The sequence below is a fragment of the bacterium genome, assembly GCA_013360195.1.
GTDB lineage: Bacteria > Electryoneota > RPQS01 > RPQS01 > RPQS01 > JABWCQ01.
Map to the genome: position 1 here is coordinate 56314 of JABWCQ010000004.1, position 26090 is coordinate 82403.

Genomic DNA, 26090 nt, shown 5'->3' on the forward strand with positions numbered 1-26090 from the left:
ATGTCTCCGCAAAAGAACTCGCGAAAAGCAAGCCGCACGAAGTATGTGTTTATCACAGGCGGAGTCGTGTCTTCCCTGGGTAAAGGTATTGCATCGGCATCGATAGGCCGCATCCTGAAGGCTCGCGGCTTAAAGGTGTCCATGATGAAACTGGATCCGTATATCAACGTGGATCCGGGTACAATGAATCCGTTTCAGCATGGTGAGGTGTACGTAACAGAGGACGGAGCGGAGACAGATCTCGATCTTGGGCACTACGAGCGTTTCATTGATGAAGACATGACCCGTGCAAACAACGCGACGACGGGTCAGATTTACCATACGGTAATCTCAAAGGAACGTAAAGGCGATTATCTCGGCGCAACAGTGCAGGTGATACCCCATATTACCGGCGAAATCATCGAGAGAATGCTCGCTGTGACGCGTGGCTCGAAAGTCTATGACGTCGTCTTGGTCGAGGTCGGCGGCACGGTAGGTGACATCGAAAGTCTCCCATACATTGAAGCAATCAGGCAATTCGGCCTCGAGCTCGGCCCGAAGAATTGCGTTTACATTCATCTTACATTAGTTCCTTACATCGCAACAGCGCAGGAAGTAAAGACGAAGCCGACTCAACACTCCGTGAAGGAGCTTCGAGAAATTGGAGTTCAGCCAGATTTGTTGCTCTGTCGTACGGACAGGCCGCTCGACCGCAAGGTCAAGGATAAGATTGCCTTGTTCTGCAATGTTGGAAAAGAAGACGTGTTTGATGTTCCCGATGTGGATACGGTCTACGAATTGCCTTTGATTTTCGAGCGCGAGGGAATGGGAAAACGCCTGCTCGACCAGCTTGGCTTAAGAGGAAAGGAACCTGACTTCAGTCAATGGCAGCAGGTCGTGCGAAAAATCAAGCATCCGACCGGTTCGGTCAAGATTCTCATCGCGGGGAAGTATGTCGAAGTTCGCGACTCATACAAGTCCATTATCGAGTCTTTTATTCATGCAGGGGCATTTCATGGACTCAAGGTTGATCTGAAGTGGGTGGAAGCTGAAGAATTTGAGAGTGGCGATGCCAAGGATCTGATGTCCGGTTGTTCAGGGCTTCTTGTGCCGGGCGGTTTTGGAGAACGGGGCATTGAAGGCAAGATTGCGGCCATTCAGTATGCCCGGACAAAAGGCATACCATTTTTCGGAATTTGCCTGGGTATGCAAGCGGCAGTGATTGAATATGCGCGTAATGTGTGCGGATTGCGGAAGGCTCACTCTACGGAATTCGCTCCTGCGACAAAGCATCCGGTCATTGACCTTCTCCCCGAACAGCGCGGCTTGAAACAGAAAGGCGCGACGATGAGATTAGGAAGCTACCCGTGCTTCCTGACTCGCGGTTCCAAGGCACATGCGGCCTTTAAGACCGATGCAATCACTGAGCGTCATCGGCATCGTTTTGAAATGAACAATCAGTATCGGGAACAACTGGAGCAGGCCGGCTTGCGATGCACCGGTGTCTGGCCGGGTGGCGATTTGGTCGAGATAGTTGAGTTGGAAAACCACCCGTGGTTTTTGGCAGTTCAATTTCACCCGGAATTGAAGAGCAGACCTACGCATCCTCATCCGCTGTTCAGGGATTTCGTCGGTGCATGTATGAATTTTGGAGAACCGAAGTCAAAGGATGTGGTTTCGGCGAAGAAACTTGAAACAGTGATAGAGGAGTAGGAGTGCAGCGCACCCACAAGGCGACGCTCATTCCCGGTGACGGTATCGGCCCGTCGATCTCTGAGGCCGCAGTGGCCATCATGGAGGCGACGGGCGTTGTCATTCAATGGGAAGTTTGTCACGCGGGATTGGCCGCGATTGCAGCGGGCAAGGACCCGCTTCCAAAGGAGACCGCTGATTCGATTGACCGGACTGGCGTGGTGCTGAAAGGGCCGATCACGACTCCGGTAGGCGGCGGCTATAAGAGCGTGAATGTCTCCATGAGACAAAAGTGGAACCTTTATGCCAATGTACGACCCTGTGTGTCATTTACAGGAATAAAAACGCCCTTTCCTGATACGGACATAGTTGTCATCCGGGAAAACACCGAAGGCTTATACACAGGCCAGGAGATGTATGTCGATCCGGACAAACGGGCCGCGATTGTAGTTGCTTGCAACACAAGATCTGCGATGGACAGGGTCTGCTCGTATAGTTTCAACTATGCGCGCAGAAACGGCCGCAAGAAAGTAACTTGCATTCATAAGGCAAACATCTTGAAGGTGTTTTCGGGAATCTTTCTTGAAAGCTTCAGGGAAATTGCCGCTGATTATCCCGACATCAATGCCGAGGAAAAGATTATTGACGCCGCGTGCATGGAGTTGGTGAAGAAACCACACACCTATGACGTTATCGTTACGACAAATCTCTTTGGCGACATCATCTCGGATTTGACAGCCGGACTTGTGGGTGGTCTTGGCGTCGCTCCGGGTGCGAACTATGGCGACAACGTGGCCATGTTTGAAGCCATTCACGGCAGCGCTCCGGATATTGCAGGCAAGGGAATTGCCAATCCCATCTCACTGGTTTTGGCAGGCGCAATGATGCTGAAGCATATGGGCGAAGATGAAGCTTCCGAAAAGGTCAATAGCGCCGTTCGCGCTGTGCTCAAGGAAGGCAAATATTTGACGCCGGACCTGATGCCAGGGTCTCCGCACGGAACAGCCGATATCACAAAGGCCATCATTGACCAGCTCAATTGATATCGGCGGCGAGTTCTATCCGCTCGCAATCATCGCAGGTCCCTGTGTCATAGAGTCTGAAGACTTGTGTATGTATGTCGCAGAAGAACTTGCTATCATCGCGACTCGTACGGGCGTGCTGCCTATTTTCAAAGCAAGTTTTGATAAAGCGAATCGAACATCGGTGGATAGTTTTCGCGGTCCGGGTCTAGAAGAAGGCCTTCGCATCCTTGAGAATGTCCGTAAGTCTTCAGGTTTGCCCGTCACAACGGACATTCACCTGCCAGATCAGGCGGCTTCTGCAGGCGAAGTCGTGGACATTCTTCAGATTCCCGCATTCCTGTGCCGGCAGACGGATATTCTGGTTGCGGCGGGAAAAACAGGGAAGGCCGTAAATGTCAAAAAGGGGCAATTTGTTGCACCGGAGGACATGAAGTTCGCGGCCGCAAAAATTGCGTCGACGGGAAACAACAAGATTCTGCTGACGGAGCGCGGATCAAGTTTCGGTTACCGCGATCTTGTCGTGGACATGCGATCCCTTGTACTGCTGGCCGATATCGGTTACCCCGTAGTGTTCGATGCCACACATAGCGTTCAGAAGATGGGTGGTCAGGGTGCTGGTGTGTCCGGTGGAAGTCCGCGATTTATAGGACACCTTGCTCGCGCGGCAGTTGCGACAGGCGCGGTTTCTGCGGTTTTCGTTGAAACTCACCCTAATCCTTCACAGGCACTGTCGGACGGCGGCAACATGCTTGCATTGTCTGAATTAGAGAGATTTATTACTGACCTGGTACGAATCGTGGAATCGCTCAAGGCGGGGGAAGCGTGAGCTCTCCCCAAGACAGAATCCGTCTGAAGGGTATTCAGATTTACGCCCACCACGGAGCTTTGGATGAAGAGCGCAGACTTGGACAGTTGTTTGAACTCGATTGCGAAGTCGCCGGTGACTTCGGTCGCGGCGGATCAAGCGGCGATGACTTGTACTGGACGGTTGATTACACGCTCTTGTTTAAAGAACTCGAACGCGCCTTTCTCGCTGAAAACTACCGGCTGCTCGAAACGTGCGCTTCTGAGCTTGCAAATGCAGTCTTGGTGAAATTCGCTGCTGTGCAAGAGGTGACTATCCGGGTGCGCAAACCTCATGTGCCGATGGGTGGAGTATTGAACAGCGTCGAAGTTGAAGTCGTCCGCCATCGCAAGGATGATTGAGCACGCTTACATCGGTTTCGGCACCAATTTGGGCGATCGATGGGAGAACTACAATAAGGCTGTCGACCTTCTAACCCGCCAATTTGCACTCCTGAGAATCGCAAGGGTTGTTGAATCCAAGCCTGTTGATGGAGTTGCCGGTGGAAATTTCCTTAACACGGTCTTTGAGTGCAGGCGCATAGAAAACTGTTTCATGTTTCTGAGACAGCTTCAGGCAATCGAGCTTTCCGTCGGAGGAACCACGGACAAGCACGGCAATGCACGAACATGTGATTTGGACATTCTTCTGTGGGGTAATGAGATTATTGACACCCCTGATTTGCACGTTCCGCATCCGCGCATGCACTTGCGTGATTTCTATTTGATCCCGCTTTGTGAATTGATTCCGGATTCAGTTCATCCTGTTTCGGGAAAGACATTCAAGCAGCTGCTCGACGAGATTAGACTGATCAGTGTGATCGGTCCAGCCACACAATAAGTATATGCAGACTCGCCACCGGTACATTGCGATAGAAGGAGTCATCGGCGTCGGTAAGACGTCGCTGGCACGTATTCTCTCCGAGAACCTGAATGGCCGTCTCGTGCTTGAGAACCATGATGAGAATCCGTTTCTCGCACAGTTTTATAAGGACCAGCGCCACTATGCTTTCCAGACGCAACTTTTTTTCCTTTTGTCGCGATTCAAGCAGCAGCAGGAACTGCCTGAACCGGATTTCTTTCATACGACGCTGATTTCTGATTATATTTTCCCGAAAGACCGGATATTTGCGTACATAAACCTCAGCGAAGCCGAACTGACGCTGTATGAAAAGGTAATGTCGCTTTTGGAAATGCGGGTGCGCAAGCCTGATATTGTAGTGTATCTGCAAAGCTCGACTGACAGGTTAATGAAGAATATACGCATGCGGAGTCGTCCTTATGAACGGGACATGTCGGAAGAGTACATTCGCACGTTGAATGAAGGGTATAATCATTTCTTTTTTAATTACGATGAAACTCCGCTGCTGATCGTGAACACGACTCAGCTTGATTTTGTAAGCAATTCAAATCATCTTGCGGCCATTACGGCTGAAATCGAACGTGAACAACACGGCACGCGCTACTTCAACCCGGTGGATATTTAGAATGCTGCGAATGCTGCTTGTCGTAGTCGCGGCAGTGCTCGCGGTGAAGATTCTTCTGAATCTGTTTCGTTCGCGTTCGCCCGAACAAAACGTCAAGGGAAATCCGCAGCAGCGTGCGTCAGGTCCAGCCCGTCGCAATGAGGATATTGAAGACGCGGATTTCAGGGAAATTAAATGATATGAAACGTGAAGTTGTTACCACCAACGCGGCTCCTGCGGCGATCGGACCCTACAGTCAGGGAATAAAGGTTGCGGGATCGCTGCTGTTTACTGCGGGACAGATACCACTGGACCCGAAGACTATGGAGATAGTTGGGAATACCGCGGCCGAGCAATGCACACAAGTAGTAAAGAATCTAAGGGCAATTCTTGAGGCGGCCGGAACCGACTTTGACAATGTTGTGAAGACGACAATCTTCTTGCGAACAATGTCCGATTTCGCCGCGGTCAATGAGGTTTATGGGTCAGTGTTCGCGAAAGCACCGCCTGCACGCAGCACTGTCGCTGTTGCTGGATTGCCAAAGGATGTTCTTGTGGAAATCGAATGTATCGCGCTGTTGCCCTCGTTCTGATTCTTTCAGCACTTTTGTGTGCAGGAAGAGCAATCGCAGACGAGTCCTCAAGGGTTAGACCCAAGAAAAGCACTACCGGTGCGGTCTTTCGTTCACTTGCGGTTCCAGGCTGGGGACAGGCTTACAATGAGTCCTATGTGAAAGCGGCAGCTTTTTTCGTGACGGAAGCACTGTTTATTGTTGGAATTTCACGATACAATGATTGGATGATGGCCGCCAAAAAGGCTGACAATTTTGAAGAAGAGAAACTCTATCGCAGTTCCAGAAACAAGAATATCTGGTGGCTTGCCGGAATAAAACTTCTGTCCCTTGGTGACGCATACGTGGACGCACAGCTGTTTCAAATTGATGTTTCGCCGAACTTGACTCCTGAGGGTGTAGAAGGAGCTCAAATTGGCGCCACTATTCGCTTCTAATACATACTGAACATGTCTTTGTTAGACCAATTGGTCGTTCGCACGATGCCGCTTGTTCCGCGCTGGATGGTACGTCGTGTGGCTTCCAAGTATATTGCCGGGGAGACTCTTGAAGACGCTATGCGTGTCGTTCAGGAACTAAACGCGAATGGCATGCACACTACAGTGGACGTTTTGGGAGAATTTGTCTCAGATCCGTCCGAAGCTCGCAGCGCAATTGATGCATATGTTCGCCTTGTTGACGCGATTGCCGACCGAAAATTGAAATCCGGTGTGTCGGTAAAACTTACTGCCGTCGGACTGTCAATCAGTCCTCAGTTGGCACGCGAGAACATGCGTATCCTGATAGAAGCCGCCGGAAAGCGGGATGTCTTCGTTCGAATTGACATGGAAGATTCTCCATATACGACCGAGACTTTGGCGATTTTTCAGGAATTTCGAGGCTACCCTCGATTGGGCATAGTTGTGCAGGCATACTTGAAGCGAACCGCCGATGACGTGAAGCGACTTATGGATACCGGCAAAACAAACTTCCGGCTTTGCAAGGGAATCTATGTCGAACCTGAATCTATTGCCCTCAAGGAACGAAAGGCGATACAGGACAACTATTTGAAATTGCTCGAATTGATGTTTGATGGCGGCTCTCAAGTTGGAATTGCGACCCACGACAACTACCTGATTGAGCATTCGGAACGGATGATAAGGACACGTGGCATAGATCGTGCAAGCTACGAGTATCAAATGCTTCTCGGAGTTTTGCCGGAATTACGAAGCAAAGTGGTTTCGTCCGGGCATCGTATGCGGGTGTACGTGCCATTCGGAGATGCTTGGTACGGGTATTCAACGAGAAGGCTGAAAGAAAACCCCGCGCTTGCCGGCTACGTATTCAAGAGTTTGTTCAAAGCGGGCTAAAAAGAAATCTATCTAAATCGAGGCAGAATTCGGGTCACCGCGAGTTTTCGTGAGGTGACCCTCTCTCTGAGTGGACATGAGTATTCGTGAAGACTGGCTAAACGCAATCACATGCGGGGACTGTTTCAAGCTCCTGCGCGAGTTGCCGGACGAGTGTGTAGACCTTGTCCTGACAGATCCGCCTTATGGCATAGACTACCAGTCGAATCGTCGGACGGCTCGCGACAAACTCCCCAAGTTCGCAAATGACCAAAGTCTCGACTGGGTCAGCGATTGGGTGGATGAAATACATCGTGTGTTAAAAAACGACACTCACTTCTATTGTTTCACTCGTTATGACACCTATCCGCTATTCTTCAGCGAGATTTCCCGCAGATTCGAGGTCAAGAATTGTTTGATATGGGTGAAGAATAATCACGGCAGCGGGGATCTGAACGGATCTTACGCACCGCAGTATGAAATGATCATCTTCGCTCATAAAGGGAAACGGCATCTCAACGGCAAACGGGATCCTGATGTCATGGAATGCGATAATGTTCCCTCTGCGCACCGCTTCCACTCAACCCAGAAACCTGTTGAACTTCTGCGCGTCTTGATCGAAAAAAGTAGTGATCCCGGCGATATTGTTCTTGACCCGTTTGCAGGCACCGGTAGTGCGGGATTGGCCTGCAAAGCTGCAAGTCATCATGACGGTGACGGTCACGAACGTAATTTTGTCCTGTTTGAACTGAATCCCGAATTTGTCGCAAAAGCACGTGCGGGAGGACTCGGCAGGCAAATGCAGCTAATAGATGTAAAGCGGGACAAGAAGAAATTGCAGGATCCCAAACTGCGCGCCACAATTCGTCCGAAGCGCTACGTTGCAAGAAAAGATCAGACTCTGTGGCTTGCTTTTGACAGTTAACAGCATTAGTCACATGACTAACAAAAGAGCCCGTCGATTGACGGGCTCTTTTGTCATTGGGGGAATGACTTACTTAATGATGCCGAGTGACTTCCCGACCTTCTTGAAGGCATTGATGGCCGTGTCGAGATGATCGCCGTCATGCGCGGCGGAAATCTGTACCCGAATGCGAGCCTGATCCTTGGGTACGACAGGGAAGAAGAATCCAATCACGTAAACCCCTTCCTCAAGCATAGCCGCCGCCATTTCCTGCGCTTTGTGCGCATCGTACAGCATGATCGGAACAATCGGATGTACTCCCGGCTTGATATCAAATCCCGCGGCCGACATGGCCTCGCGGAAGTACTTCGTATTCGCATGCAGCTTATCTCGAAGCGCGGTCGTCTCCGTGAGCATGTCGATTGCCTTGGACGCGCCGGCGATAATAGGCGGCGGTACAGTATTGCTGAACAAGTATGGCCGCGACCGCTGGCGAAGCAAATCAACGATTTCCTGCCTCGCCGCTGTGAAGCCGCCTGACGCACCGCCAAGCGCTTTCCCCAGAGTGGAAGTGATGATATCAACTCTATCCATGACACCATGATGCTCGTGTGTGCCGCGTCCGTGTTTTCCCATGAACCCCGTCGCGTGCGAGTCATCCACCATCACCAGTGCGTTGTACTTTTCAGCAAGATCGCAGATCTGTGGGAGCGGCGCTATCGAACCGTCCATGGAAAAAACGCCGTCGGTTCCGATTAGACGAAATCGGCAATTCTGAGTCTCCTTCAACCTGTCCTCAAGGTCTTGCATGTCGCAATTCTTGTAAATGTACCTCTTGGCTTTAGAGAGTCGAATACCGTCAATAATTGAGGCATGATTAAGCGAATCCGTGATAATTGCGTCGTCTTCCTTCATTAAAGTCTCGAACAGTCCGCCATTGGCGTCAAAGCAAGATGAGTACAAGATTGCATCGTCCATTCCGACGAACTTGGCAAGCTTGTTTTCGAGTTTCTTGTGAATGTCCTGTGTTCCGCAAATGAATCTCACGGACGAGAGACCATATCCACGCTGGTCAAGCGCTTCCTTAGCGACCGAAATCAAAGCAGGGTGGTCACCAAGACCGAGGTAGTTGTTAGCACAGAAATTCAAGACGTCGCGGTTTCGCACCTTGATCTCTGCTCCCTGAGGAGAGTCGATAATTCGTTCTGATTTGTACAGGCCGGACTCGCGAATACCGACAAGCTCTCCGGCCAAAAATTCCTTAAAACCGTTATACATGGTAATTCTGTATGTTATTGTAGTCGAACAGGTAGAACAACAAATTGCAGCCCGTGGAACATCAGCCGGCGCTGCAGTGTCATAGGTGTCTCGTTGTGCAGGAAACGCGTCCAGAAGGTGTCCTTCCAGAACAGGAGTTTTGCCGCGAAGAAAACACTGTTGGGAAACTCTTCGTGAATTTGCAGGCAAAGCCTTTCAATTTCCGCCATATAATCCAGCTCGCAGCTCGTGCGCGCTTCCGCCTTCAGGCCGTAGGATCGCGCAAGCATGACGTATTTCTCGGTTTCCTTCTGCACCTCTTCCTGCAGCGAATGCAGTTCGCTCACGCCCTTGAATCTGCCGGAATCAATTGCGCCGACCGATACAAAGATAAACTGCTTGAACCGGCCTCCAAACAGCCTTTGCGTCGACAGCAGGAGGTGGATTCCCTGACCGCTGAATCTCTGCACGAGAACCACTGCGGTCGGTTCACTTGGCTTAAGCGGCTCGGACTTCACTGCGGCATCACCGAGCGACAACGTGCCCAGAATGTCGTCCAGTTCTTTCACCTTCGTCTCGACCTGACGGTAATGATTCCGAATCTTGAGGCACAACAATAGGAAGAGTCCGGTCAGTAATACGACTAGCCAACCTCCCTTTGAGAACTTAATGACAACCATGATTCCCAAAAGTACAACACTGACCGTTAACCCCGCACCGCTGACAAGAAAGTGTTTCCGCCAAGTCGGATCGCTCTTGCGCTTTTGGTACCACAGTTTCGACATGCCGAGAAGCGCAAGTGAGAAGCAAAGAAATACGTCGATGGCGTAAAGTGCGACCAGAATCGTCGTGTCACCACGTGCGAACAAGATGAATCCAATCGCGGCGGCGCCCATCAGCACAATACCGTTTTGCGTAACCAGTCGCTCCGACAAGTGGCCGAAACGGTGCGGAACCCACGAGTCTTCCGCCATACTTGCCAGCACCCGCGGGCCGCCGATGAAACCCGTCTGAGCTGCAATGAAGAGTAGTAATGCCGCAGATATCAGCATGATGCTGATCAAAGCACCGCCGGCGTCGAAGCCTCCGACTTGCCAGCCTTCGGTTATCTGTGAGAACAACGATGCATTAAGTGTCTTGCCCTCAGTATGCTGCGTGTCAAACAGGAAGAAGTTCAGGAGAAGCATCACCGAAAGGAAAGCCAAGGACAATCCCATGTAGAACATGGTACGCTTGCCCGTTCGGACACGAGGCTCTTTAAGTGTTTGCATTCCGTTCGCGACGGCTTCAATACCGGTCAACGTGCCGGCTCCCATTGAAAATGCATGCAGAAGCGCGGCAATGATAACCCACCAGCCATCCTGGGAAATCATTTCAGAAGCAAGGTTTAGATTCTCGGCGGATCGCTCCGAAAAATCCGGCAAGTGGGAAATGAGACCGTAAGTAACAAGACCGACATGAGTAATGACAAACACGAGGAAGATCGGAAGCAGCACCAGGATGGACTCTTTCAGGCCACGCAAGTTAAGCGTAATCAAAAAGACAACCGCTCCTATGGCAACCCAAGTTCTGAGGTAGTCGAATTGCGGTGGAACCATGCTGAATACCGCATCAACTCCAGAAACAATCGATACTGCAATGGTTAGCACATAGTCGATGACCAGTGCCGTGCCTGCCAATGCGCCGAGTTTGGGTGACAGCAACTTCGAAGCAACCAAATAGCCACCACCGCCGTTAGGAAACTCCTCGATCACTTGCACGTAAGCTGCCGAAATAATCAGAATTGTTACGGCAATCATCAAGGCCAAAATCGGTGCAAGGAACGTTGCCCCGTGGAGCGCCAGAAAGGCCTCCTCAGGACCATAGTTTGCCGATGAGATTCCGTCGGCCCCCAGACCAACCCACGCGAAAAACGCAACCAGCGAAATATTGTGAAAGACAGCCGGATCAAAGGGATTCAATCGCCTGCCTAATAGGGCACGCTGAATCCTTCTGAAGAAAGACAGCTTGTCGTCCTCCGGTTCAGGTTGCTGAGTCGGTGTGGTCGTGGGGCGAACCATCACTTAAGCCTTGGGTGCGCCTTCCGGATAGAAAACGACCTTCAGTCCTTCCCCCGCTAACTTTGTTTGAAAGCCTTTCTCACAGTCTGACAGCGCAAGCTTATGCGTGACCAGCCGCTTGGCCGTCTTCAAGAACTCCCCTTGAAGCAGCGCCAGCATATCGGCCCACGTATTGAAAATTCTTCGCCCGAAAATACTGTGAATCGTGATTCCCTTCATGACCACGTCACCTGAGAAGTTCACCGACAACTCACCCGACGGCAAGCCCAGAAGGACGAAATCACCGCCCATGCGTAACGACTTGAACGCATCCGCATATGCCGAAGGGGCGCCCGACATTTCAAGGACAACGTCAAGTCCGCGCTTTGCAGAATCTGATGCGGCAACTTTCAGGAACTCCTGATGCTGCTTTTCGTCCTTGACGTTAAAAACCTCGTCCGCACCTTCCTCTTTGGCAACCTTCAAAACATAATCCGAAATGTCCGTCACATAGATCTTCTTTGCGCCCATGATGCGGCACAGAGCCACGGCAAGAATTCCGAGCGGCCCTGCGCCCAGAACCGCGACATCCTTACCGACTACATCCGCTGTGCGTGCAGTGTAAACCGAATTGCCAATGGCATCGAGATAGGCCGCAACTTCAACGGCCAGATTATTGGGAAGCGGTACAATTGAGGTGGCAGGCAATTTCACATAGTCTGCAAATGCGCCCGGCTTGTCGATACCGCCGACGGATTGCGTCAGGCACCAATGGCCGTTGCCCGTCCGGCAATTATAGCATTGACCGCATGTCCAGTGCATTTCAGCTGAAACAAACATGCCGCGTTGCAGTCCTTCGACTCCATGACCGAAGTCTTCGATAACACCGCAGAATTCGTGGCCGATGGTCATGGGAACGACCTTGCCCATTCGCGACATTAAAGATGGTTTGGCGGAATAAATATGAACATCAGTACCGCAAATGCCGGCAGCTTTAACTTTAACGATGACATCGTGTGGGGTCGTGATTTCCGGCTTGGCAACATCCGTCAGGTAACTCAGGCCGGGGGTTGTATTACTTTTCTGAATGGCTTGCATGATTAATGTGGGTTCTAGATAGGAGATGATGAGGAGGCAAACCGATAAGTCTTGAAAATACTTAAACACTATGAATAAATCAATGAGGAAGTTTTGAGCTTACTTGGCCTAAATTATGAATTAAAATGAACTTGCCGCTTATGTGCAATTTGACCACTTTCTAAACATGGTGCAGCACAATTAAAGGGAAGAGGATGTCTCGCCGATAACCCAAACGGTAATAAGCGTTTCAGAAACCGGGTGAGCCACTAATGAACCTGGATCAATTTTCCTGTCCGAACCCCACTTGCCCGGATTCCGGCAAGTCAAATGGGGGGAATATTAATCTCTATACCCGCTACGGCCGCAAGCAAGTTCGCTTGCTGATTTGCAAGACCTGCGGGAAGACTTTCAGCGAATTGAAGGGAACTCCGTTTTGGGATTCCCGTCTCGATTGGGATACCATTGAGAAGATATATCGCAGCCTCTTGACGGGTCAGGGCATCCGCGCTACGGCGCGTGATTTCAACCTGTCCAAGAACACCGTCAAGCGCTACCTGCGGTTGGCGAACAAGGACTACGGCACCGTCTTGAACTTCCTGCAGGACAGAGGCGTCATTTCCAACGGAGATGCACAGCTGCGAGAACTGCTGGCCCAGTTTTCAAGCCGTCGGCAGGTTCGCGAGCGTTCCACGGGCGTAGCCGCAATGTAGGCAGCGCAGAGGGCAAATCTTGAGGGCACAAGAGCCTGCCGGTAGGCAGGCTCTTCTCATGTAGTTGCATTTCCCACCAAACTCCGTTACATTGCGGGTTCCTTCGACCTCGGGGCGTAGCGCAGTCCGGTAGCGCATCTGCTTTGGGAGCAGAGGGTCGCTGGTTCGAATCCAGTCGCCCCGACTATAAAAAACAGGTGTTTCCGCACCTGTTTTTCGGTTTTGGCTCTTTGCCTGCGCCGCACCAAATCGCCGGGCGGGGATCGCTTCGTTTCGCCGAGCGGGGATTTAGCGTAGCGGTTCCCCGCCGGAATCCGCGATTCTGACAAAAAACTGGCATCTAAAACTTTTCCTCCCTAACTTACTCCCCAACAACCTCGGAGCCACACCCATGACGCGAATTCTTTCTGCATTCAATCTTTTGAAGCGGGTGGGGTTCGCGCTTTTGTTGTTGGGGGGAGTCGTATTGGTGCAGGCGCAGCCGCCGGATACGCTGTGGACGCGGCGGTAATTTCAAAGCGAGGAGCAATATGTACGCAAAAGTCATTGCGATTGTGTTAATGGCCACAAGTCTTGCTCATTCAGTTGAACATCGACTATTGATTGACATAGGAGGGCTTGGTGGTTATGACTGTGATTCAACCGAGGCAGATCTCTCCAATACTAAGATACGAAATCTGGTTACTGGATCGGTTTCACAATTCGTGCTTATGGTTCGGGGACATGGCAGTGCCGGAAACAATGTGGAGTACGTTGGGGCAGAAACTGAAGTTCCAAAGGGCTTAACTCTGGAGATCGGCTATTGGGATGAGACCAGCAGGACATGCTTATATAGTCCTAATTTGGCGACCCTGTTTCGGTTCCATATTGTCAATACAACTCAGAAGATGTACTATGACAGCGTTTGGCGTGTAACTGGTGAACTGCCACCAGACTACTTACTGAAACCGGAACTCCACATGAGCTTCGAGGTTCCACAGGAACTTGTCAGTCAAACAATCTGCGTGACTGCGACTTGGATCGACCCAAGATGGGGAAGCCTTAGAAGCATGCCAGTTGGGATTGGGAGAGCTGTACCACAACCCATGCTGATTCATGTCACAGCACCCTGTTCACCGTCCGACATACAAAGAGCAAAAGAATCCTATCTCTTTGATTCATTCATTACTGGCAATAGTGCGGAAACACTCTCACGCGCAGAGGAGTTGATTGCAAATGGTGATACTTCTGCAAGTGTATTTGTTTATTGTTTGGGTGCAGCAAAATCTCAGGGGATGTATGAAAGGGCTATTGCGTATTTGGATAGATGCTTCTCCTCCTATGGCCTTGTACCTTCCGTGACTGGTGTTTCATCAGATAGTGCGGTGTATTTGCGGCAAAGACAGAGCTTGGAAGAGCTGGAGTCGAAAGCTGACAAGAATTAGAAATTTTGACTTACGAGAGAGGTTTCCCCGCGGCGCCCCCGCTGCGGCGCCCCAATCCATCCCTTCTTCGCCTCCCCAATCCCCTGAAATATCCCCAACTCCCAATTTATCAATCTCTTCCTAAGTTCAATATTTTGAAAATTTCTCTTGACCATATGTTCAAAATGTCGTAAATTAGGGGTTGAATCGTTTTAACCGGTTACGTCTGCATCTGAATTCCGGGCTAAGGGCGATGAGTGACTATCTGAAGCACTCAAAAAGGAATAGACTGAAAAGCTGACAACAACAGTCTGTAATATCTTTTTAATGAATACGCCTCTCGATGTCTGCCTCTCTTTTTGGAAAAGCCCAAAAACCGAGAAAAATATCATTCTCCTCTCGATGCATAATATGCACCTTTTGCACACTTTGCACACCAATTGAGAAGGGGCAGGGTTGATTTTACTGAGCTTAAGTTTCAAAAATTAAACCTCAAAAGGGCTTGAAAATTGCCGTAAGTTATTGAGTTGCAAGGAACCTGAGTTTTTTGACGAGCCTCTGAGGACTTGATAATTTCGCGCTCTCATCGTAAGTTGAGTGCTACTAAGTTCATGGAGGACCGTGCAAGGCATGCGACACGAGCACGGGCAATCTGCAACGGTAAGCCATATGTATGGAGGAAGTATCATGTTGAACCGACTCATCCGTCGGCGCAAGAACCAAAAGGGTTTTACCCTTATCGAAATCTTGATCGTGGTGGTCATCGTGGCCATTCTCGCGGCGATTTCGGTGCCAATCTATCTTGAATACGTCGAAAGCGCCCGTGCCAGCGATGCCAAGACGGCCATCAGCTCAATCTGGCAGGCAGCTCAGATCTATTATCAGGACCGCGGCGAATACCCCGGTACGGTGGAAGATCTGCAGGACTCCAAGTATGTAAAACTCTCTGAGTCTACAATGCTGCAATGGACCTTCTCGTTTACAGGCAATCCGCCGGACGAGATTATCGCCACTTCGACAGACCAGATGCGAGGCGGCGCCGGCAAGGAAGTCAAGTACATTGTGAAGGAAGGCAAGTGGTTTGGCTACGGCCTGCCTGAGCCGGACGAAAGCGAGTAAGATATCTAATGGTGCGGAGCGGAGTGTTTCCGCTCCGCACTTGTTCGATTCAGCGCAGCTTTTGGGGTAGAATTGGTATAAGGGTTCAGGAAGCGAGGTAAGGACACGTGGCAGTAGCAACGGCAACACATATTAACATCTTTGAGCTGCTTCGGTTTGCCGTAGACCAGGGCGCATCGGACTTGCATCTTTCGAGTGAGTCCATTCCGATGATTCGAGTGCACGGCCGCATGCGCAAGCTGAACCTGCCGAAAATGGCGCACGCCACTCTGGAGAATATCGTCCAGCAAGTCCTGACACGCGAGCAGCTCGAGCGCTTCCTCGAAATGAAGGAAATCGACTTCTCGGCCAAGCTCGAGGATATCGCCCGCTTTCGTGTCAACGTGTTCCAGCAAATCAACGGCTATGGTGCCGTGTTCCGTACGATTCCGTCGGAAATTCGCTCTTTTGAAGAGTTGGGTCTGCCCGAAGTCATGCGCGACTTGGCCGACCGCGATCGCGGTCTGGTGTTGTTGACCGGTCCCACGGGTTCCGGCAAGACCACCACCTTGGCGACCATGGTGGACTGGATTAATGAGTATAAAGAACTTCATATCATCACGATCGAAGACCCGGTCGAGTTCTTCCACGATTCGAAGAACTGTATGATGAACCAGCGCGAGCTGGGGGCGAATACACATAGTTTCGCCAACGCATTGCGTGCCGCACTTCGCGAAGACCCGGACGTGATTCTGGTCGGCGAAATGCGCGACTTGGAAACGATATCGCTGGCTTTGACTGCCGCAGAAACGGGTCACTTGGTGTTTGCGACATTGCATACGTCCAGTGCTGCCAAGACCATCGACCGTATTATTGATATTTTCCCCGCCGCCCAAAAGACTCAGGTTCGCTCGATGCTTGCCGAGTCGCTGGAAGCGGTGGTGGCACAAAAACTGCTTCCTAAAAAGGATGGGACGGGCCGGGTGGTTGCCTCCGAAATCATGGTGGCGACGACTGCGGTTCGAAATCTGATTCGCGAAGATAAGATTTATCAAATACCTTCCGTAATCCAATCGGGCGGAAAATCCGGTATGCAGAGCCTTGATCAGGACTTGATGCGATTGATGCACAAGGGTCTGATCAGCCGTGAAACGGCAGCTCATGTGGCTGAGAATTCCAAGTTGTTCGAGGTTAATCTCTCGGAGTAATTCCGGGGGGTGGGCCTTGGACCACTGGAATCAATCAATGAGGCCGAAAATGAGCAAACGCATTCGCAAACTGGAGCGTGGTGCCGCCGATCTGGTGACGATAGCCGTCGGAATGACGATTGTCGCCATTGCCGCGATTGGGACCTCTTACTCCCTCCTGTACGGGCGGCAAGCCCTAATTCACCAGGAACATTACAAAGTTGCCCTCTATAAGCTGCGAGGCTTTATGGAGGAGCAGACGGCTCGTATCCGTTTTACCGGGTCGTCAACGGCCAGCTACCGCAACGACCTTGCCTGGGTGATTACCCCGCAAGAAGACGAAGTGGATTTGGACACGCGCACTGACCGCGATGGTCAGGCTGTGCGGACCATTGCCACTCTCAGGCGTGGACCGTTTGAGTTGGTGGATAACGTTCTGACCAGCATGAGCCCCGATTACTATCGAGTCGTGTGCACGGCGACTTGGGAGGAACCCATTATCGCCGGAGACGAATTCGGCGATCAACGGGATCGCGTCGGACCGGAGCGCACCATTACCTTGCAATCAACATTTGTCATACCCGGCTAAGGAGGAAAAGATGAGTAAGATCAATCAAGTCCTCCGGAAGGCAGGACTCGACAATTTCAGACGCGCAGCGGGTTTCACCCTCGCGTCGCAGGCGGTATCCGTGTTTGTCGCCGCCACTGTGCTATTAGGTGGTTGGGCAGCCTACCGTGACTTTTCCATGCAGTGGCGTGTGTCCAATGCCGAGCGGCAGATGGACCAATACGCTCAGACGGCCATGACGGAAATGGTCAACTTGCTGCAATGGTCGCTCGGCGGCTATCAGATTACCAGCGGCCGCAATCCCCGCTGGCGCATTGCCATCGGTGAGCAGGTCAATGAAAACGGCGGATTAAACAGCATTGACCGGGCGGGCGGACATTTTCCGTACATCACGGACAATTACTTCACCACCGGTCAGTTTGTCAACGACCACAAGACTTACGGTGGTTTTGTGACATTAAGCCACAATATTGACCGCGGTATCCTGATTAACGAGCGTGAGCCCTATTGGGCCGGTTCTGCCGCGGATCAATGGGTCTGGTCGGCAAGGCAGGCGCGCAATGCCCGCACAGAGCTTTCAGCGTTTGACCAGCGCGACCGTATGCGGGTGACGGAGTTTTCCATTGACTATCCGCTCTTGAATGACCCGCGCGCGACTTACGAAGCTAACCCTTTGGAATTCACCCGTTCGACGATTCGCATCAAGATGGTCATGCAATATCGCTATCGTTCGTCGGACTCGATTGGCCTGTTTGGTGACGACTACATTCGCGAGCGCGTTTACGAAACTTCGATCAGCCCCTTGAATTGGGGCAGTGCGATTTCCGATAATCGCTTCTACAAAGAGTTTGTCTTGACCGGAGCGACGGGCTAACCGTCGCCGTCCGGCCAGCGATCTTTACAAATCAGAGACTTTCCGGAGCAGCGTCGCACCGACATCGTGCGGTGCGACGCCTCCGGTATGCATACTGTTGAAATCGCTTCATGGATTGATTGTTCCAGTGGCGGATGGTTTGACAGCGGCATGAGTTTTTGCTTTCTGGCTTCGCGAGAAACCAGAGAGCGGGAGCTTTGCCAATTGGCTGTCGGGCTTTCCGAAAGACGATTAAGTCCATCACAGATTCAACAGGGAACGGATCATGATCAGGACCTCACAACACACTGCAACTCGCCGGGATGGCGGATATGTCCTCGTGGCCATGATGGCGCTGGTAGCGTCCCTCTTGGGCACCGGTATTGCCTTTATGCAATGGGCAACCGATGAAGCAGTTCAGGGTCAGCATGCGCACGCGCGTATGCAAGCATATTATGTCGCGCAAGCCGGAGTCATCGAACAAGGCTTGACGTGGCTGAACCAGCAGCAGGCGGGACTTCTACCGCGTACGGAAACACGATTGGGTGACGGGGTAATACCCGGTGTCGGACGATACAAGGATGTTCGCGTCTCTCCTGTGTTCGGTTCGGTTGACGACAATTCGAACTTCAGTTTCGATGAGAAATTCCGTATTCAGGCTTACGGTATCGTGGATTCGCCGTGGGAAGAGCGGGATGCGAAGAGGGATACGGTCAAGGCCGTCTTGTATGTTCAGGTGCGCAGCTTTGTGGACTATCTGTATCTGACCAACTACGAGACTTCGGCCACCTTCCCGGGTGACGTCGTTCGATTCTTCGGCCGTGATACTCTTTGGGGGAGAGTGCATTCCAACGATTGGATTACAACCCAAAACGTCGGCGGATTACCGGTGGCGTTTGACATCGTATCCACGACCAAACCGAGTTTCCGCGCCGGTTCTCCCAATCCCGCGTTCGATTTCCGCGGCGGACCTCCAAGATTCAATGCTCCGCAGGTTCGCATGCCCGAATTGGCCGAGTCGATTCGCAATAATGCAGATTACTATTTGTCGGCAACCGGCGAAGAGTGGTACTGTTCAATTAATGGCGGTCACGCCAGGTTTTATCATTGGCCGATCGGTACCGAGCTTGATACGTTGGACGCGCCCTTTGTGGAAGTCAATTGTTCGCCAAGTGCCTGCGTCTTTGTGGACGGCAAGCTTGACATGCGCGGAGTCATGAATGCCACTGGCTGCAAGTTAACGGTCGGCTGTTCACAGGATATTCGCCTGATTGACAACGTTATGCTGCAAGGGACGAACCCGATTTCCGGGCAGCTGCCTGCAAACGCGTTAGGTCCGAACGGCAGCATTATCGGCATCGTTTCTGAGCAGTGGATATATATTGCCAATACGTGGCAGAATGGCCGCGAAAATCAGGCTCAGGGTTCCGATATCGTGCTGACCGCCGCCATCGTATCACTCCGAGGCAGTTTTCAGCTTGAGCAGATGAACGACGTCAACGACCCCTATATCGGTCCGGCACCGGACGAACGGGGGGAAATTGTGATGACGGGTTCAATTACGCAGTGGCGCCGCGGCTATGTTCACCGCTCCAATCGCGGTGGCACCGGCTACAACAAAGTTTACCATTATGACAGTCGCTTCCGTTACATGCGTCCGCCCTGTTTCCTCGGTGCGACGGATGACGACGGGCGAGTCCTCCTCAATATGGTTCAGTGGGGCCAAGCCTCAGAGGACCCGGTGGACGTGGCGGCAAACAGGCGACTCCGGTATAATTAGGAGTTACCAGCCGTGAGGAGCGGCACGCAGTGTCCGAGCGACACGGCGGAGCGCGCATCATGGTGATCCGTTCCCTCAAAAAATCATGGATTGTGCCTGCAGGCCCGCGCGGCCTGCAGGCCAATCTGTTTCGTGCAGCGGCCCATCCTACCCTGAAAATGATCTGCCGCAGCTTCGCCCGACAACTTAGAGCAGAAACCCTCTTGATTTCCTCTCTCGCTTTGGAGATCCCGTGTTTGGATTAAAATCAAATGTTCGCGTGGGTCTGGATATCGGCTCACACGCGATCCAACTGGTCGTGACCGAAAAGCACCATGACAAGAGCCGTTTAATCGGCGCATGGTCGCGAGATATTTACAGTGCCGCCAATGAGCGCTATGATTTGGACGGCCCGAAGAAGGGCGCCATCGTACCGCTCGTTTTGGACATGTTCCGCGAAGCCGGCATCAAGCCGAATAGGGTCGCTCATTTAGGTTCCTGTCTTTCGGGACTGAATATGGCCACCAAGGAGATTCGCTCCTTGTCTATGCCGGATGACGAAATGGCAAGCGCGCTGAATCAGGAAGGCCGCAAGCATCTGCCGCTCGATGGTTCAGAGCTATTGGTGGACTACCAGATTCTTGGGGACGACACCCGTGAAGCCGACAAGGTTCGGGTGCTGCTCGCAGTGACGACCAAGCGCACGTTGGACGCTCACCTTGACGTCTTACGCGAACTCGATTTGAAACCCGGCGTGGTGGATCTCGAACCTCTCGCGTGTGTCAATTCGTACATTGTGCGCAATGAGTTGCCCGACGACGGCGTGCTGTGCTTTCTGAATATCGGAGCGCGCCGCACGAATTTGGTGATTCTCGGACGCAAGGACATGTATTTCAGCCGTGATCTTCCGGTGGCGGGTTGGAGTTTCACCGAAGACATCATGAACAAGCTGAATTGCACCTTCGCGGAAGCTGAGGAAATCAAGAAGCGTCAAGGACTGACCGCGAAAGACTTGAAGCCGATGGCTTCAGGCGGAGCGGAAACTCTGGCATCCAGTCTTGCGCTGTCTGACAAGTCGCCTTTGGACAAGCTGTACGACGAAATCAATCGTTCGATTCGCTATTATGTGAAAGAAACCGGCCAGAGCGGTATCATGAAGTTTGTGTTGTTCGGCGGCACGGCCACGTCTCAGGAGTTGTGCGACTTTTTGGCCAACCGCTTCAGCGTTCCGGTTGAAGCCTACGATCCGTTTCGCGTTCTCGAGGGTCATGCTGATGTCAGCAACCACCCGCAATTTTCAACAGCAGTTGGCTTGGCGCTGCGCGCGCAGGCGATATACTAAACACCGGCCGCAAGGCAATTGACCAAGAGCAATGGTAAGATTATTTACAATCAATTTGAACAAGGGCGAAGGGGAAATCGTCCTTCGTCAACGCAAGCAGGAGCGCCGCAGTTTCTTGCTTCTGTTCCTGATGGGTCTGGTGTTCGCCGTACTCGGCGGAGTGACATGGGCTCAGAATGAAGCGTTGGACGACGTAATAAAATCCCGCCGCGACAAGCTGGATCGCATCAAATACGAGCTTGACAGCTTGAAGCGGGAAGGCACGAACGTGTCCAAGGACGACGTGATGGCGCTTGCGAATTTGGAGACGGAACGCTTTTTATGGGCGCGCCGCCTCGAGGTTCTGGCGGATGTGCTGCCTCCCGGCATGTCGGTCACGGGTCTGGAGCTGAATAACAACCGTTTCTACCTGCATTGCATCGCGAAGGTGGATTCTTCACAGAAGGAGTTCGACATCATTTCGAGCTTTGTTGATCTGCTGAAGACGACTCCTGACTTCCGTCAAGGCATGTATGAAATCAAGTTCGACAAGTCGCTGCGCAAGGTGGTCGAGGATCAGGATGCGCTGATGTTCTCGGTCGAGTGCATAACTCGTGATCCGGACCGCGGCAAGAAGAAGAAAGCGGCAGCCGGGCCGTCGAAGACAATCGTACAAGGCTCGTAAGGGGAGATCAGACAAATGAGAAAAGCAATCGCAGCACTTATTCTTCTGATCGTAGTCGCCGGCAGCTTCTACTACTATTTGAAGTTTGTTTACAAGCCGAAGCCGGGGATTGTCCGCGAGTTGGACGAGGAAATCCGGGTTGAGAACGAGAAGCTCATCGCGGCACAGATCATCGCCAACGAACTGCAGCAGGTGACACGCCTGATCGAAGGCAACCTTGCGCAGTCGCAGCGCGACTCGCTGGCCGAGGACGCGTCGCTGCCGTTCATGAATCAGGTTACGGACATTCTGCGCGCCTACAATATAGACCTGAAGTCGATAGAACCGGGGCGGCGCAGAAACTACAATACATACATCGCGACTCCGTATAATCTGGAAGTGAATACGAGCTACAAGTCGCTGGTGAATTTCCTGAATGATGTCGAGAAGAGCAATCGGTTGGTTACGGTGGACAAGTTCGAATTGTCCAGTCAGGTCAAGCAGGTTCAGGCCATGGCCAAGAACGGCTTGACGGACAAGCGGCCGATGATGATAGAATTGTCCACTTTGACTCTGATCAAGCAGAAATAAGCCTAAAAGGCCATACGAAATATGTCACAACGATTGAACGTTCTGTGGGGCATCCTGCTCACCTTGCTGGTGGTGACGATGGTCTGGATGGGCTGGCAGAACTACAAAATTTCCGAGCGGATTGAGGTCATGCGGAACAAGGCCATTGTTCTGGGTACCGACCAGCAGCTCGAAGAGACGGTTAACACGCTTGAAAAGGACCTGAACGATCGCATAGCCTACGTGACGAATGTCACGGTGGACCCGCTCGATTTGACTCGCACGATTCAGAGCAAGTCGTTTCTTGCAAGTCTTGGCTTGCGCGAGACACTCGAGCAGCGCGGACGGATGCGACTCTCGTGTACGGTGATGGGCGAAAATCCATCGGGCATCGTGAAGTTTATGGGCAAGAGTCACGTGCTTCGCATCGGTGATGAGCTGAACGGCTTCCGTGTGGCGGCTATCGGACCGGCGGAAATGGTTCTGACAAAGGGCGGTTCGCGTTTGGTGCTGGTCAACGAGTCGGCGCCGGAAGGCGAGTTTACCGAAGGCAACACTTCCGTCGGCGGATCGAACTTTTAGGCCGCATAGACGCGTATCATTATCAATTTGAAATTAGCAAATTTTAGCCGAGATAAAGGAATAGGCTTTTGAAACTGGCAACGCTTCTCCGTAATTCTCACGGGCGGACCATCGGTTCGTTCGCTTGGCGCGGCGGGCTCTTGATAGCCGCGCTGGTCTGGACGTTGATTGCCCAGACCCCCGTCAGAGCGCAAGGCGATGACGCACTGCAGAAGTTGGTGACGATTGACGCCGACGATGCATTTCTGCCGTCAGTGCTCTCCATTCTTGCAGCCGAGAGCGGTTTTAACATCGTCACCGGTCCGCAAGTGAATCAGGAAGAGAGAATCTCGATCCACTTGAAAGACACTCCCATCGAGCAGGCCATGAACCTCGTGGTCCGCGCGGCGGGGTTGTCCTATGAAATTGTGGGCAAGTCTTTCCTCGTTGCACCTGAGAAGCAATTGGAGAAGCAGGTGGGATTGAATTCCTACGTGATAGATCTTCAGTACACCGACGCTCCGACGGTGGCCAAGATGCTTGCCAATATGCAGGCAGGAATCACTATTGACTCGACAGGCAACAAGCTGCTTGTTGTGACCAGCCCGAAAGTGCTGGCGGACATCCAGCGAGTCATTCAGGAAGTTGACGTTCCGCCGCTGCAGATCATTCTGGAATGCCGGATGATTGAAGTGGCAGTTGAGAACGAGGAAGTTCTTGGATTGGACTGGAACAAGCTTTCGTCCGTCCAGACCGTTATCTCCGAGACTCCGGTGGATCAATATGGTAATCCGGTGAACTCGGAAGGCGCGGCGTCGCTGTCGGGTATTGACCCGTCCGTTCGCGGCCGACTTCCTACTCGGATGCCTTTCTTCCCGATGGAGACTCGCAGACTTGGTTACTGGTCGAAGCAGGCCACGGCATTTGAAGTTGCGCTTGACGCTTTGTTGCGCACCGGCCGTGCTGAAGTGCTTGCCAATACGTCGGTGGCTACATTGAACAACAAGGAAGCCGCCATTCAAGTTGTGGACGAGATTCCGTACGTTGCCCGCTCAGGCGGTGTCGGCGGTCAGGTTCAGATCGATCAGGTGATTGTCGGCGCGCTTTTGCGCGTGACGCCCAAGATTAACTCGGACGGATATATCACGACCAGCATTCAGCCTGAATTGTCGTCAATTTTCCAGTTCCTCGAATCCTCGGATACTCAGCTGCCGTGGGTAAAGCGCCGCACGTCTTCCACTACGATTCGCATCAAGGATGGCGAGACGGTAATTATCGGCGGTCTGTTGGGAGTTGAAGCATCAAAGACGGAGCATCGCTTCCCGTTCCTTGGCGACATACCCTTCATCGGCAGTTTGTTCCGTCATAAATCCACTTCCACTCGCAAGACAGACTTGATTATTCAGGTCACTCCGCACATTATCGGAACGGGCTACGCCATCGATCTGCCTGTGCGCGTGAAGGAAGTTCAGGACAAGTTCATGCCTCAGGAGAGTGGTGAAGGCAACGAGTAAGCGCTCGCCGCGAGTGCAGGTCGCGGCACTGAGTTGGCTTGGTCTGTTGATCTTTGGAATCGCATCTGGGTGGGCACAAGAGACAAGCCAGTCCAGCAATACTTCGCTGAAGTCGGACATTTTGAAACGGATGTCCGGCCAATCCGTATTGCCAACGGAGTTTGGTCAGGCCGTTTATGAAGGCGCTGTTGACAGAAACAGCTATCGCGTAGGGCCAGGCGACAAACTGATTCTTCAGATTTGGAGTCCAACCTATGAGGAGACTCCTGCGGTTGTCTCCGGTGATGGCCGAGTGGCGGTTCCGTTTGCAGGACCGGTTGAGGTCACGGGAAAAACACTGGCAGAAGCCGAGGAATTGATCTCGGCGGAGTTCCAGTCAGCTCTTCGGCGTGGCCGCGTGTCCGTAACGCTCTTTGAACCTCGCAAGACGAGGATCCACGTCACGGGCGCGGTGACGTTCCCAGGTACCTACCCGATGCCGGCAACGTCACGAGTAGCCGATGCGGTTGATTTCGCCGGCGGCTTGAAGTCGGTGTTGGAGTTCAGGGCCGGAGATTCGGTGATGGTACCGATGGCATCCATGCGCAGAATCGAAATGCGGAATGGTCAAACGGGCGCAGTTAGCGTCGTGGACCTTCAGCGATTCTTTCAGGGAGGAGACATCACCGGTAATCCATACATCTTGGACGGCGCTGTGATATTCGTACCTCCGGCGCAAAGCGGGGTTCAAGTCGGGATTTTTGGTGAAGTCCGTAATCCGGGATTGTATGAGCACGCGCAAGGTGACAATGTAGAAACTCTGCTTGCTTTGGGCGGAGGCCTAACGGAGCTTGCAGACTCATCGATGCTCAGCATAGAACGCGGCAACGGTGAAGTTGAATCTTTGAATTTTTCGGCGTCTTCGCTTGCGATGCCTGTGCACGTCGGTGACCGGGTGTATGTCGGCGGCAAACCTCGCTCTAACATAACGGGTTCGGTCACGATCAGCGGACAAGTCAGTCATCCCGGCGGTTATACAATTGTCCCGGGAAAAACGACGGTAGCCGAGTTGCTGAACAAGTGCGGGGGACTTTTGGAGGATGCCGCATCGCAGTCTGCCAGGCTGATTCGAAAGTCCGATGACCGGGTTGTCAATGAACGCAGAAGAGTGGCGGCCAATCCGCTCAAGACGATGGTGAAGGACGATCCGATTATGCTTGCCGACCTTGAAATGTCGGCGGAGTTTTCGCGGTGGGATTACGGCACAGTTGTCCTTGATTTATCTGCGAGTGAAGGTGAATCCGGGTTTTCCGGGAATGTGGTTCTCCAGGACGGCGATCATTTGGAAGTGCCGTCTCAGCCCCTGGGGGTCCGGGTGCTTGGTTATGTGAACAATGCCGGAGAGGTGCCTTGGCAAGAAGGCGCGACATTGAATCATTACATTGCACAGGCGGGCGGCAAGAACAGCGCGGGCTGGAAGGGGCGAACTGTGGTCTTGAAGGCGAGAAACGGTTCTCAACTTAGATACACGAGAAAATTATCAATTGACCCGGGCGACGTGCTGTTTGTTCCCCAGCGGCCGCGAACAACGGGATGGGAGCGCATCAAGGATGTTATTCAAGTGGCCGCGCAGGCCGCAACGATTGTCTTGGTGTTGGACACCGCAACAAAGAAATAGAACAATAACCTCAGGGTCGGGACAGGGATCAATCGGAGAT

The 26090-nt window shown here is 52.2% G+C and carries 28 protein-coding genes and 1 tRNA gene; 26 read left to right on the forward strand and 3 right to left on the reverse strand.

From position 1 onward, the window contains the following. The 11 genes from HUU59_04565 to HUU59_04615 all read left to right on the forward strand — a co-directional run bounded on the left by HUU59_04565 (position 1) and on the right by HUU59_04615 (position 7830). Positions 1 to 1692 (forward strand): CTP synthase, encoded by a 1692-nt coding sequence (locus HUU59_04565; GenBank protein ID NUO18702.1) that lies wholly within the window; start codon positions 1 to 3, stop codon positions 1690 to 1692. A gap of 2 nt (positions 1693 to 1694) precedes the next feature. Beyond that, a complete protein-coding gene (locus HUU59_04570; GenBank protein NUO18703.1) occupies positions 1695 to 2714 on the forward strand; it encodes an NAD-dependent isocitrate dehydrogenase in 1020 nt (339 codons plus the stop codon). Further along, positions 2698 to 3522 carry a 3-deoxy-8-phosphooctulonate synthase gene (kdsA, locus tag HUU59_04575; protein ID NUO18704.1) on the forward strand — a complete coding sequence of 275 codons (825 nt, stop codon included), beginning with the start codon at positions 2698 to 2700 and terminating at the stop codon, positions 3520 to 3522. Before HUU59_04570 ends, kdsA begins: the two co-directional genes overlap by 17 nt. Continuing rightward, positions 3519 to 3902: a dihydroneopterin aldolase gene (gene folB, locus HUU59_04580; protein NUO18705.1), complete on the forward strand. Its 384-nt coding sequence runs from the start codon at positions 3519 to 3521 to the stop codon at positions 3900 to 3902. Before kdsA ends, folB begins: the two co-directional genes overlap by 4 nt. Then, positions 3871 to 4380 carry a 2-amino-4-hydroxy-6-hydroxymethyldihydropteridine diphosphokinase gene (gene folK, locus HUU59_04585; GenBank protein NUO18706.1) on the forward strand — a complete coding sequence of 170 codons (510 nt, stop codon included), beginning with the start codon at positions 3871 to 3873 and terminating at the stop codon, positions 4378 to 4380. Before folB ends, folK begins: the two co-directional genes overlap by 32 nt. Positions 4381 to 4384: 4 nt before the next feature. Next, positions 4385 to 5026, forward strand: coding sequence for a deoxynucleoside kinase (locus HUU59_04590; protein ID NUO18707.1), 642 nt, complete (start codon positions 4385 to 4387; stop codon positions 5024 to 5026). A gap of 1 nt (position 5027) precedes the next feature. Continuing rightward, positions 5028 to 5204, forward strand: a complete 177-nt coding sequence (locus tag HUU59_04595; protein NUO18708.1) for a hypothetical protein — start codon at positions 5028 to 5030, stop codon at positions 5202 to 5204. A 1-nt stretch (position 5205) separates the two neighbouring features. Beyond that, entirely contained in the window at positions 5206 to 5598 is a 393-nt protein-coding gene (locus HUU59_04600; protein NUO18709.1) for a RidA family protein, read from the forward strand. Next, complete coding sequence (locus tag HUU59_04605) at positions 5571 to 6014, forward strand: hypothetical protein (protein NUO18710.1); 444 nt, start codon at positions 5571 to 5573, stop codon at positions 6012 to 6014. The genes HUU59_04600 and HUU59_04605 overlap by 28 nt, the downstream gene beginning before the upstream one ends. 12 nt (positions 6015 to 6026) lie before the next feature. Continuing rightward, the gene (locus HUU59_04610) at positions 6027 to 6926 is read left to right on the forward strand and encodes a proline dehydrogenase family protein (GenBank protein NUO18711.1); all 900 of its coding nucleotides are present in this window, start codon (positions 6027 to 6029) and stop codon (positions 6924 to 6926) included. Positions 6927 to 7002: 76 nt separating this feature from the next. Next, positions 7003 to 7830 (forward strand): site-specific DNA-methyltransferase, encoded by an 828-nt coding sequence (locus tag HUU59_04615; GenBank protein ID NUO18712.1) that lies wholly within the window; start codon positions 7003 to 7005, stop codon positions 7828 to 7830. 69 nt (positions 7831 to 7899) lie between these two features. Here the strand turns inward: HUU59_04615 and kbl are convergent, their stop codons facing one another. From kbl to HUU59_04630, 3 genes are read right to left on the reverse strand one after another with little or no spacing between them, the layout of a single operon-like run. Then, on the reverse strand, positions 7900 to 9087 hold the full coding sequence (gene kbl, locus HUU59_04620; protein NUO18713.1) for a glycine C-acetyltransferase: 1188 nt from the start codon (positions 9085 to 9087) through the stop codon (positions 7900 to 7902). Positions 9088 to 9101: 14 nt separating this feature from the next. Next, the gene (locus HUU59_04625; GenBank protein NUO18714.1) at positions 9102 to 11129 is read right to left on the reverse strand and encodes an APC family permease; all 2028 of its coding nucleotides are present in this window, start codon (positions 11127 to 11129) and stop codon (positions 9102 to 9104) included. Further along, positions 11130 to 12203, reverse strand: coding sequence for an alcohol dehydrogenase catalytic domain-containing protein (locus HUU59_04630; protein NUO18715.1), 1074 nt, complete (start codon positions 12201 to 12203; stop codon positions 11130 to 11132). Positions 12204 to 12454: 251 nt separating this feature from the next. Between HUU59_04630 and HUU59_04635 the strand changes: the two genes are divergently transcribed. The 15 genes from HUU59_04635 to HUU59_04705 all read left to right on the forward strand — a co-directional run bounded on the left by HUU59_04635 (position 12455) and on the right by HUU59_04705 (position 26050). Continuing rightward, a complete protein-coding gene (locus tag HUU59_04635) occupies positions 12455 to 12895 on the forward strand; it encodes an IS1 family transposase (GenBank protein NUO18716.1) in 441 nt (146 codons plus the stop codon). A 110-nt stretch (positions 12896 to 13005) separates the two neighbouring features. Next, positions 13006 to 13079 (forward strand) — tRNA-Pro (locus tag HUU59_04640). A 346-nt stretch (positions 13080 to 13425) separates the two neighbouring features. After that, positions 13426 to 14319 carry a hypothetical protein gene (locus tag HUU59_04645; GenBank protein NUO18717.1) on the forward strand — a complete coding sequence of 298 codons (894 nt, stop codon included), beginning with the start codon at positions 13426 to 13428 and terminating at the stop codon, positions 14317 to 14319. Between the two features lie 666 nt (positions 14320 to 14985). Continuing rightward, positions 14986 to 15417, forward strand: a complete 432-nt coding sequence (locus tag HUU59_04650) for a prepilin-type N-terminal cleavage/methylation domain-containing protein (protein NUO18718.1) — start codon at positions 14986 to 14988, stop codon at positions 15415 to 15417. Positions 15418 to 15548: 131 nt separating this feature from the next. Next, positions 15549 to 16604 (forward strand): type IV pilus twitching motility protein PilT, encoded by a 1056-nt coding sequence (locus HUU59_04655; GenBank protein NUO18719.1) that lies wholly within the window; start codon positions 15549 to 15551, stop codon positions 16602 to 16604. Between the two features lie 49 nt (positions 16605 to 16653). Continuing rightward, positions 16654 to 17172 carry a hypothetical protein gene (locus tag HUU59_04660; GenBank protein NUO18720.1) on the forward strand — a complete coding sequence of 173 codons (519 nt, stop codon included), beginning with the start codon at positions 16654 to 16656 and terminating at the stop codon, positions 17170 to 17172. Positions 17173 to 17182: 10 nt separating this feature from the next. Further along, positions 17183 to 18025: a hypothetical protein gene (locus tag HUU59_04665; GenBank protein ID NUO18721.1), complete on the forward strand. Its 843-nt coding sequence runs from the start codon at positions 17183 to 17185 to the stop codon at positions 18023 to 18025. A 265-nt stretch (positions 18026 to 18290) separates the two neighbouring features. Further along, positions 18291 to 19784 (forward strand): hypothetical protein, encoded by a 1494-nt coding sequence (locus HUU59_04670; GenBank protein ID NUO18722.1) that lies wholly within the window; start codon positions 18291 to 18293, stop codon positions 19782 to 19784. A gap of 29 nt (positions 19785 to 19813) precedes the next feature. Next, positions 19814 to 20029, forward strand: a complete 216-nt coding sequence (locus tag HUU59_04675; protein NUO18723.1) for a hypothetical protein — start codon at positions 19814 to 19816, stop codon at positions 20027 to 20029. Next, positions 20017 to 21105, forward strand: a complete 1089-nt coding sequence (gene pilM, locus HUU59_04680; protein ID NUO18724.1) for a type IV pilus assembly protein PilM — start codon at positions 20017 to 20019, stop codon at positions 21103 to 21105. Before HUU59_04675 ends, pilM begins: the two co-directional genes overlap by 13 nt. 31 nt (positions 21106 to 21136) lie before the next feature. Next, positions 21137 to 21769, forward strand: coding sequence for a hypothetical protein (locus HUU59_04685; protein NUO18725.1), 633 nt, complete (start codon positions 21137 to 21139; stop codon positions 21767 to 21769). Between the two features lie 15 nt (positions 21770 to 21784). Then, a complete protein-coding gene (pilO, locus tag HUU59_04690) occupies positions 21785 to 22339 on the forward strand; it encodes a type 4a pilus biogenesis protein PilO (protein NUO18726.1) in 555 nt (184 codons plus the stop codon). Positions 22340 to 22360: 21 nt separating this feature from the next. Beyond that, positions 22361 to 22900 (forward strand): hypothetical protein, encoded by a 540-nt coding sequence (locus HUU59_04695; GenBank protein ID NUO18727.1) that lies wholly within the window; start codon positions 22361 to 22363, stop codon positions 22898 to 22900. A gap of 68 nt (positions 22901 to 22968) precedes the next feature. Continuing rightward, the gene (locus HUU59_04700) at positions 22969 to 24393 is read left to right on the forward strand and encodes a hypothetical protein (GenBank protein ID NUO18728.1); all 1425 of its coding nucleotides are present in this window, start codon (positions 22969 to 22971) and stop codon (positions 24391 to 24393) included. Next, complete coding sequence (locus HUU59_04705) at positions 24377 to 26050, forward strand: SLBB domain-containing protein (protein ID NUO18729.1); 1674 nt, start codon at positions 24377 to 24379, stop codon at positions 26048 to 26050. Before HUU59_04700 ends, HUU59_04705 begins: the two co-directional genes overlap by 17 nt. The last annotated feature ends 40 nt before the right edge of the window (positions 26051 to 26090 follow it).

What these genes read in the sequence shown, in the direction of transcription:
- HUU59_04565 (NUO18702.1), top strand. Translation starts at nt 1, where the DNA reads ATGTCTCCGCAAAAGAACTCGCGAAAAGCAAGCCGCACGAAGTATGTG.
- HUU59_04590 (NUO18707.1), top strand. Translation starts at nt 4,385, where the DNA reads ATGCAGACTCGCCACCGGTACATTGCGATAGAAGGAGTCATCGGCGTC.
- HUU59_04595 (NUO18708.1), top strand. Translation starts at nt 5,028, where the DNA reads ATGCTGCGAATGCTGCTTGTCGTAGTCGCGGCAGTGCTCGCGGTGAAG.
- HUU59_04600 (NUO18709.1), top strand. Translation starts at nt 5,206, where the DNA reads ATGAAACGTGAAGTTGTTACCACCAACGCGGCTCCTGCGGCGATCGGA.
- HUU59_04605 (NUO18710.1), top strand. Translation starts at nt 5,571, where the DNA reads ATGTATCGCGCTGTTGCCCTCGTTCTGATTCTTTCAGCACTTTTGTGT.
- HUU59_04610 (NUO18711.1), top strand. Translation starts at nt 6,027, where the DNA reads ATGTCTTTGTTAGACCAATTGGTCGTTCGCACGATGCCGCTTGTTCCG.
- HUU59_04615 (NUO18712.1), top strand. Translation starts at nt 7,003, where the DNA reads ATGAGTATTCGTGAAGACTGGCTAAACGCAATCACATGCGGGGACTGT.
- kbl (NUO18713.1), bottom strand. Translation starts at nt 9,087, where the DNA reads ATGTATAACGGTTTTAAGGAATTTTTGGCCGGAGAGCTTGTCGGTATT.
- HUU59_04630 (NUO18715.1), bottom strand. Translation starts at nt 12,203, where the DNA reads ATGCAAGCCATTCAGAAAAGTAATACAACCCCCGGCCTGAGTTACCTG.
- HUU59_04635 (NUO18716.1), top strand. Translation starts at nt 12,455, where the DNA reads ATGAACCTGGATCAATTTTCCTGTCCGAACCCCACTTGCCCGGATTCC.
- HUU59_04645 (NUO18717.1), top strand. Translation starts at nt 13,426, where the DNA reads ATGTACGCAAAAGTCATTGCGATTGTGTTAATGGCCACAAGTCTTGCT.
- HUU59_04650 (NUO18718.1), top strand. Translation starts at nt 14,986, where the DNA reads ATGTTGAACCGACTCATCCGTCGGCGCAAGAACCAAAAGGGTTTTACC.
- HUU59_04660 (NUO18720.1), top strand. Translation starts at nt 16,654, where the DNA reads ATGAGCAAACGCATTCGCAAACTGGAGCGTGGTGCCGCCGATCTGGTG.
- HUU59_04665 (NUO18721.1), top strand. Translation starts at nt 17,183, where the DNA reads ATGAGTAAGATCAATCAAGTCCTCCGGAAGGCAGGACTCGACAATTTC.
- HUU59_04670 (NUO18722.1), top strand. Translation starts at nt 18,291, where the DNA reads ATGATCAGGACCTCACAACACACTGCAACTCGCCGGGATGGCGGATAT.
- HUU59_04685 (NUO18725.1), top strand. Translation starts at nt 21,137, where the DNA reads ATGGTAAGATTATTTACAATCAATTTGAACAAGGGCGAAGGGGAAATC.
- pilO (NUO18726.1), top strand. Translation starts at nt 21,785, where the DNA reads ATGAGAAAAGCAATCGCAGCACTTATTCTTCTGATCGTAGTCGCCGGC.
- HUU59_04695 (NUO18727.1), top strand. Translation starts at nt 22,361, where the DNA reads ATGTCACAACGATTGAACGTTCTGTGGGGCATCCTGCTCACCTTGCTG.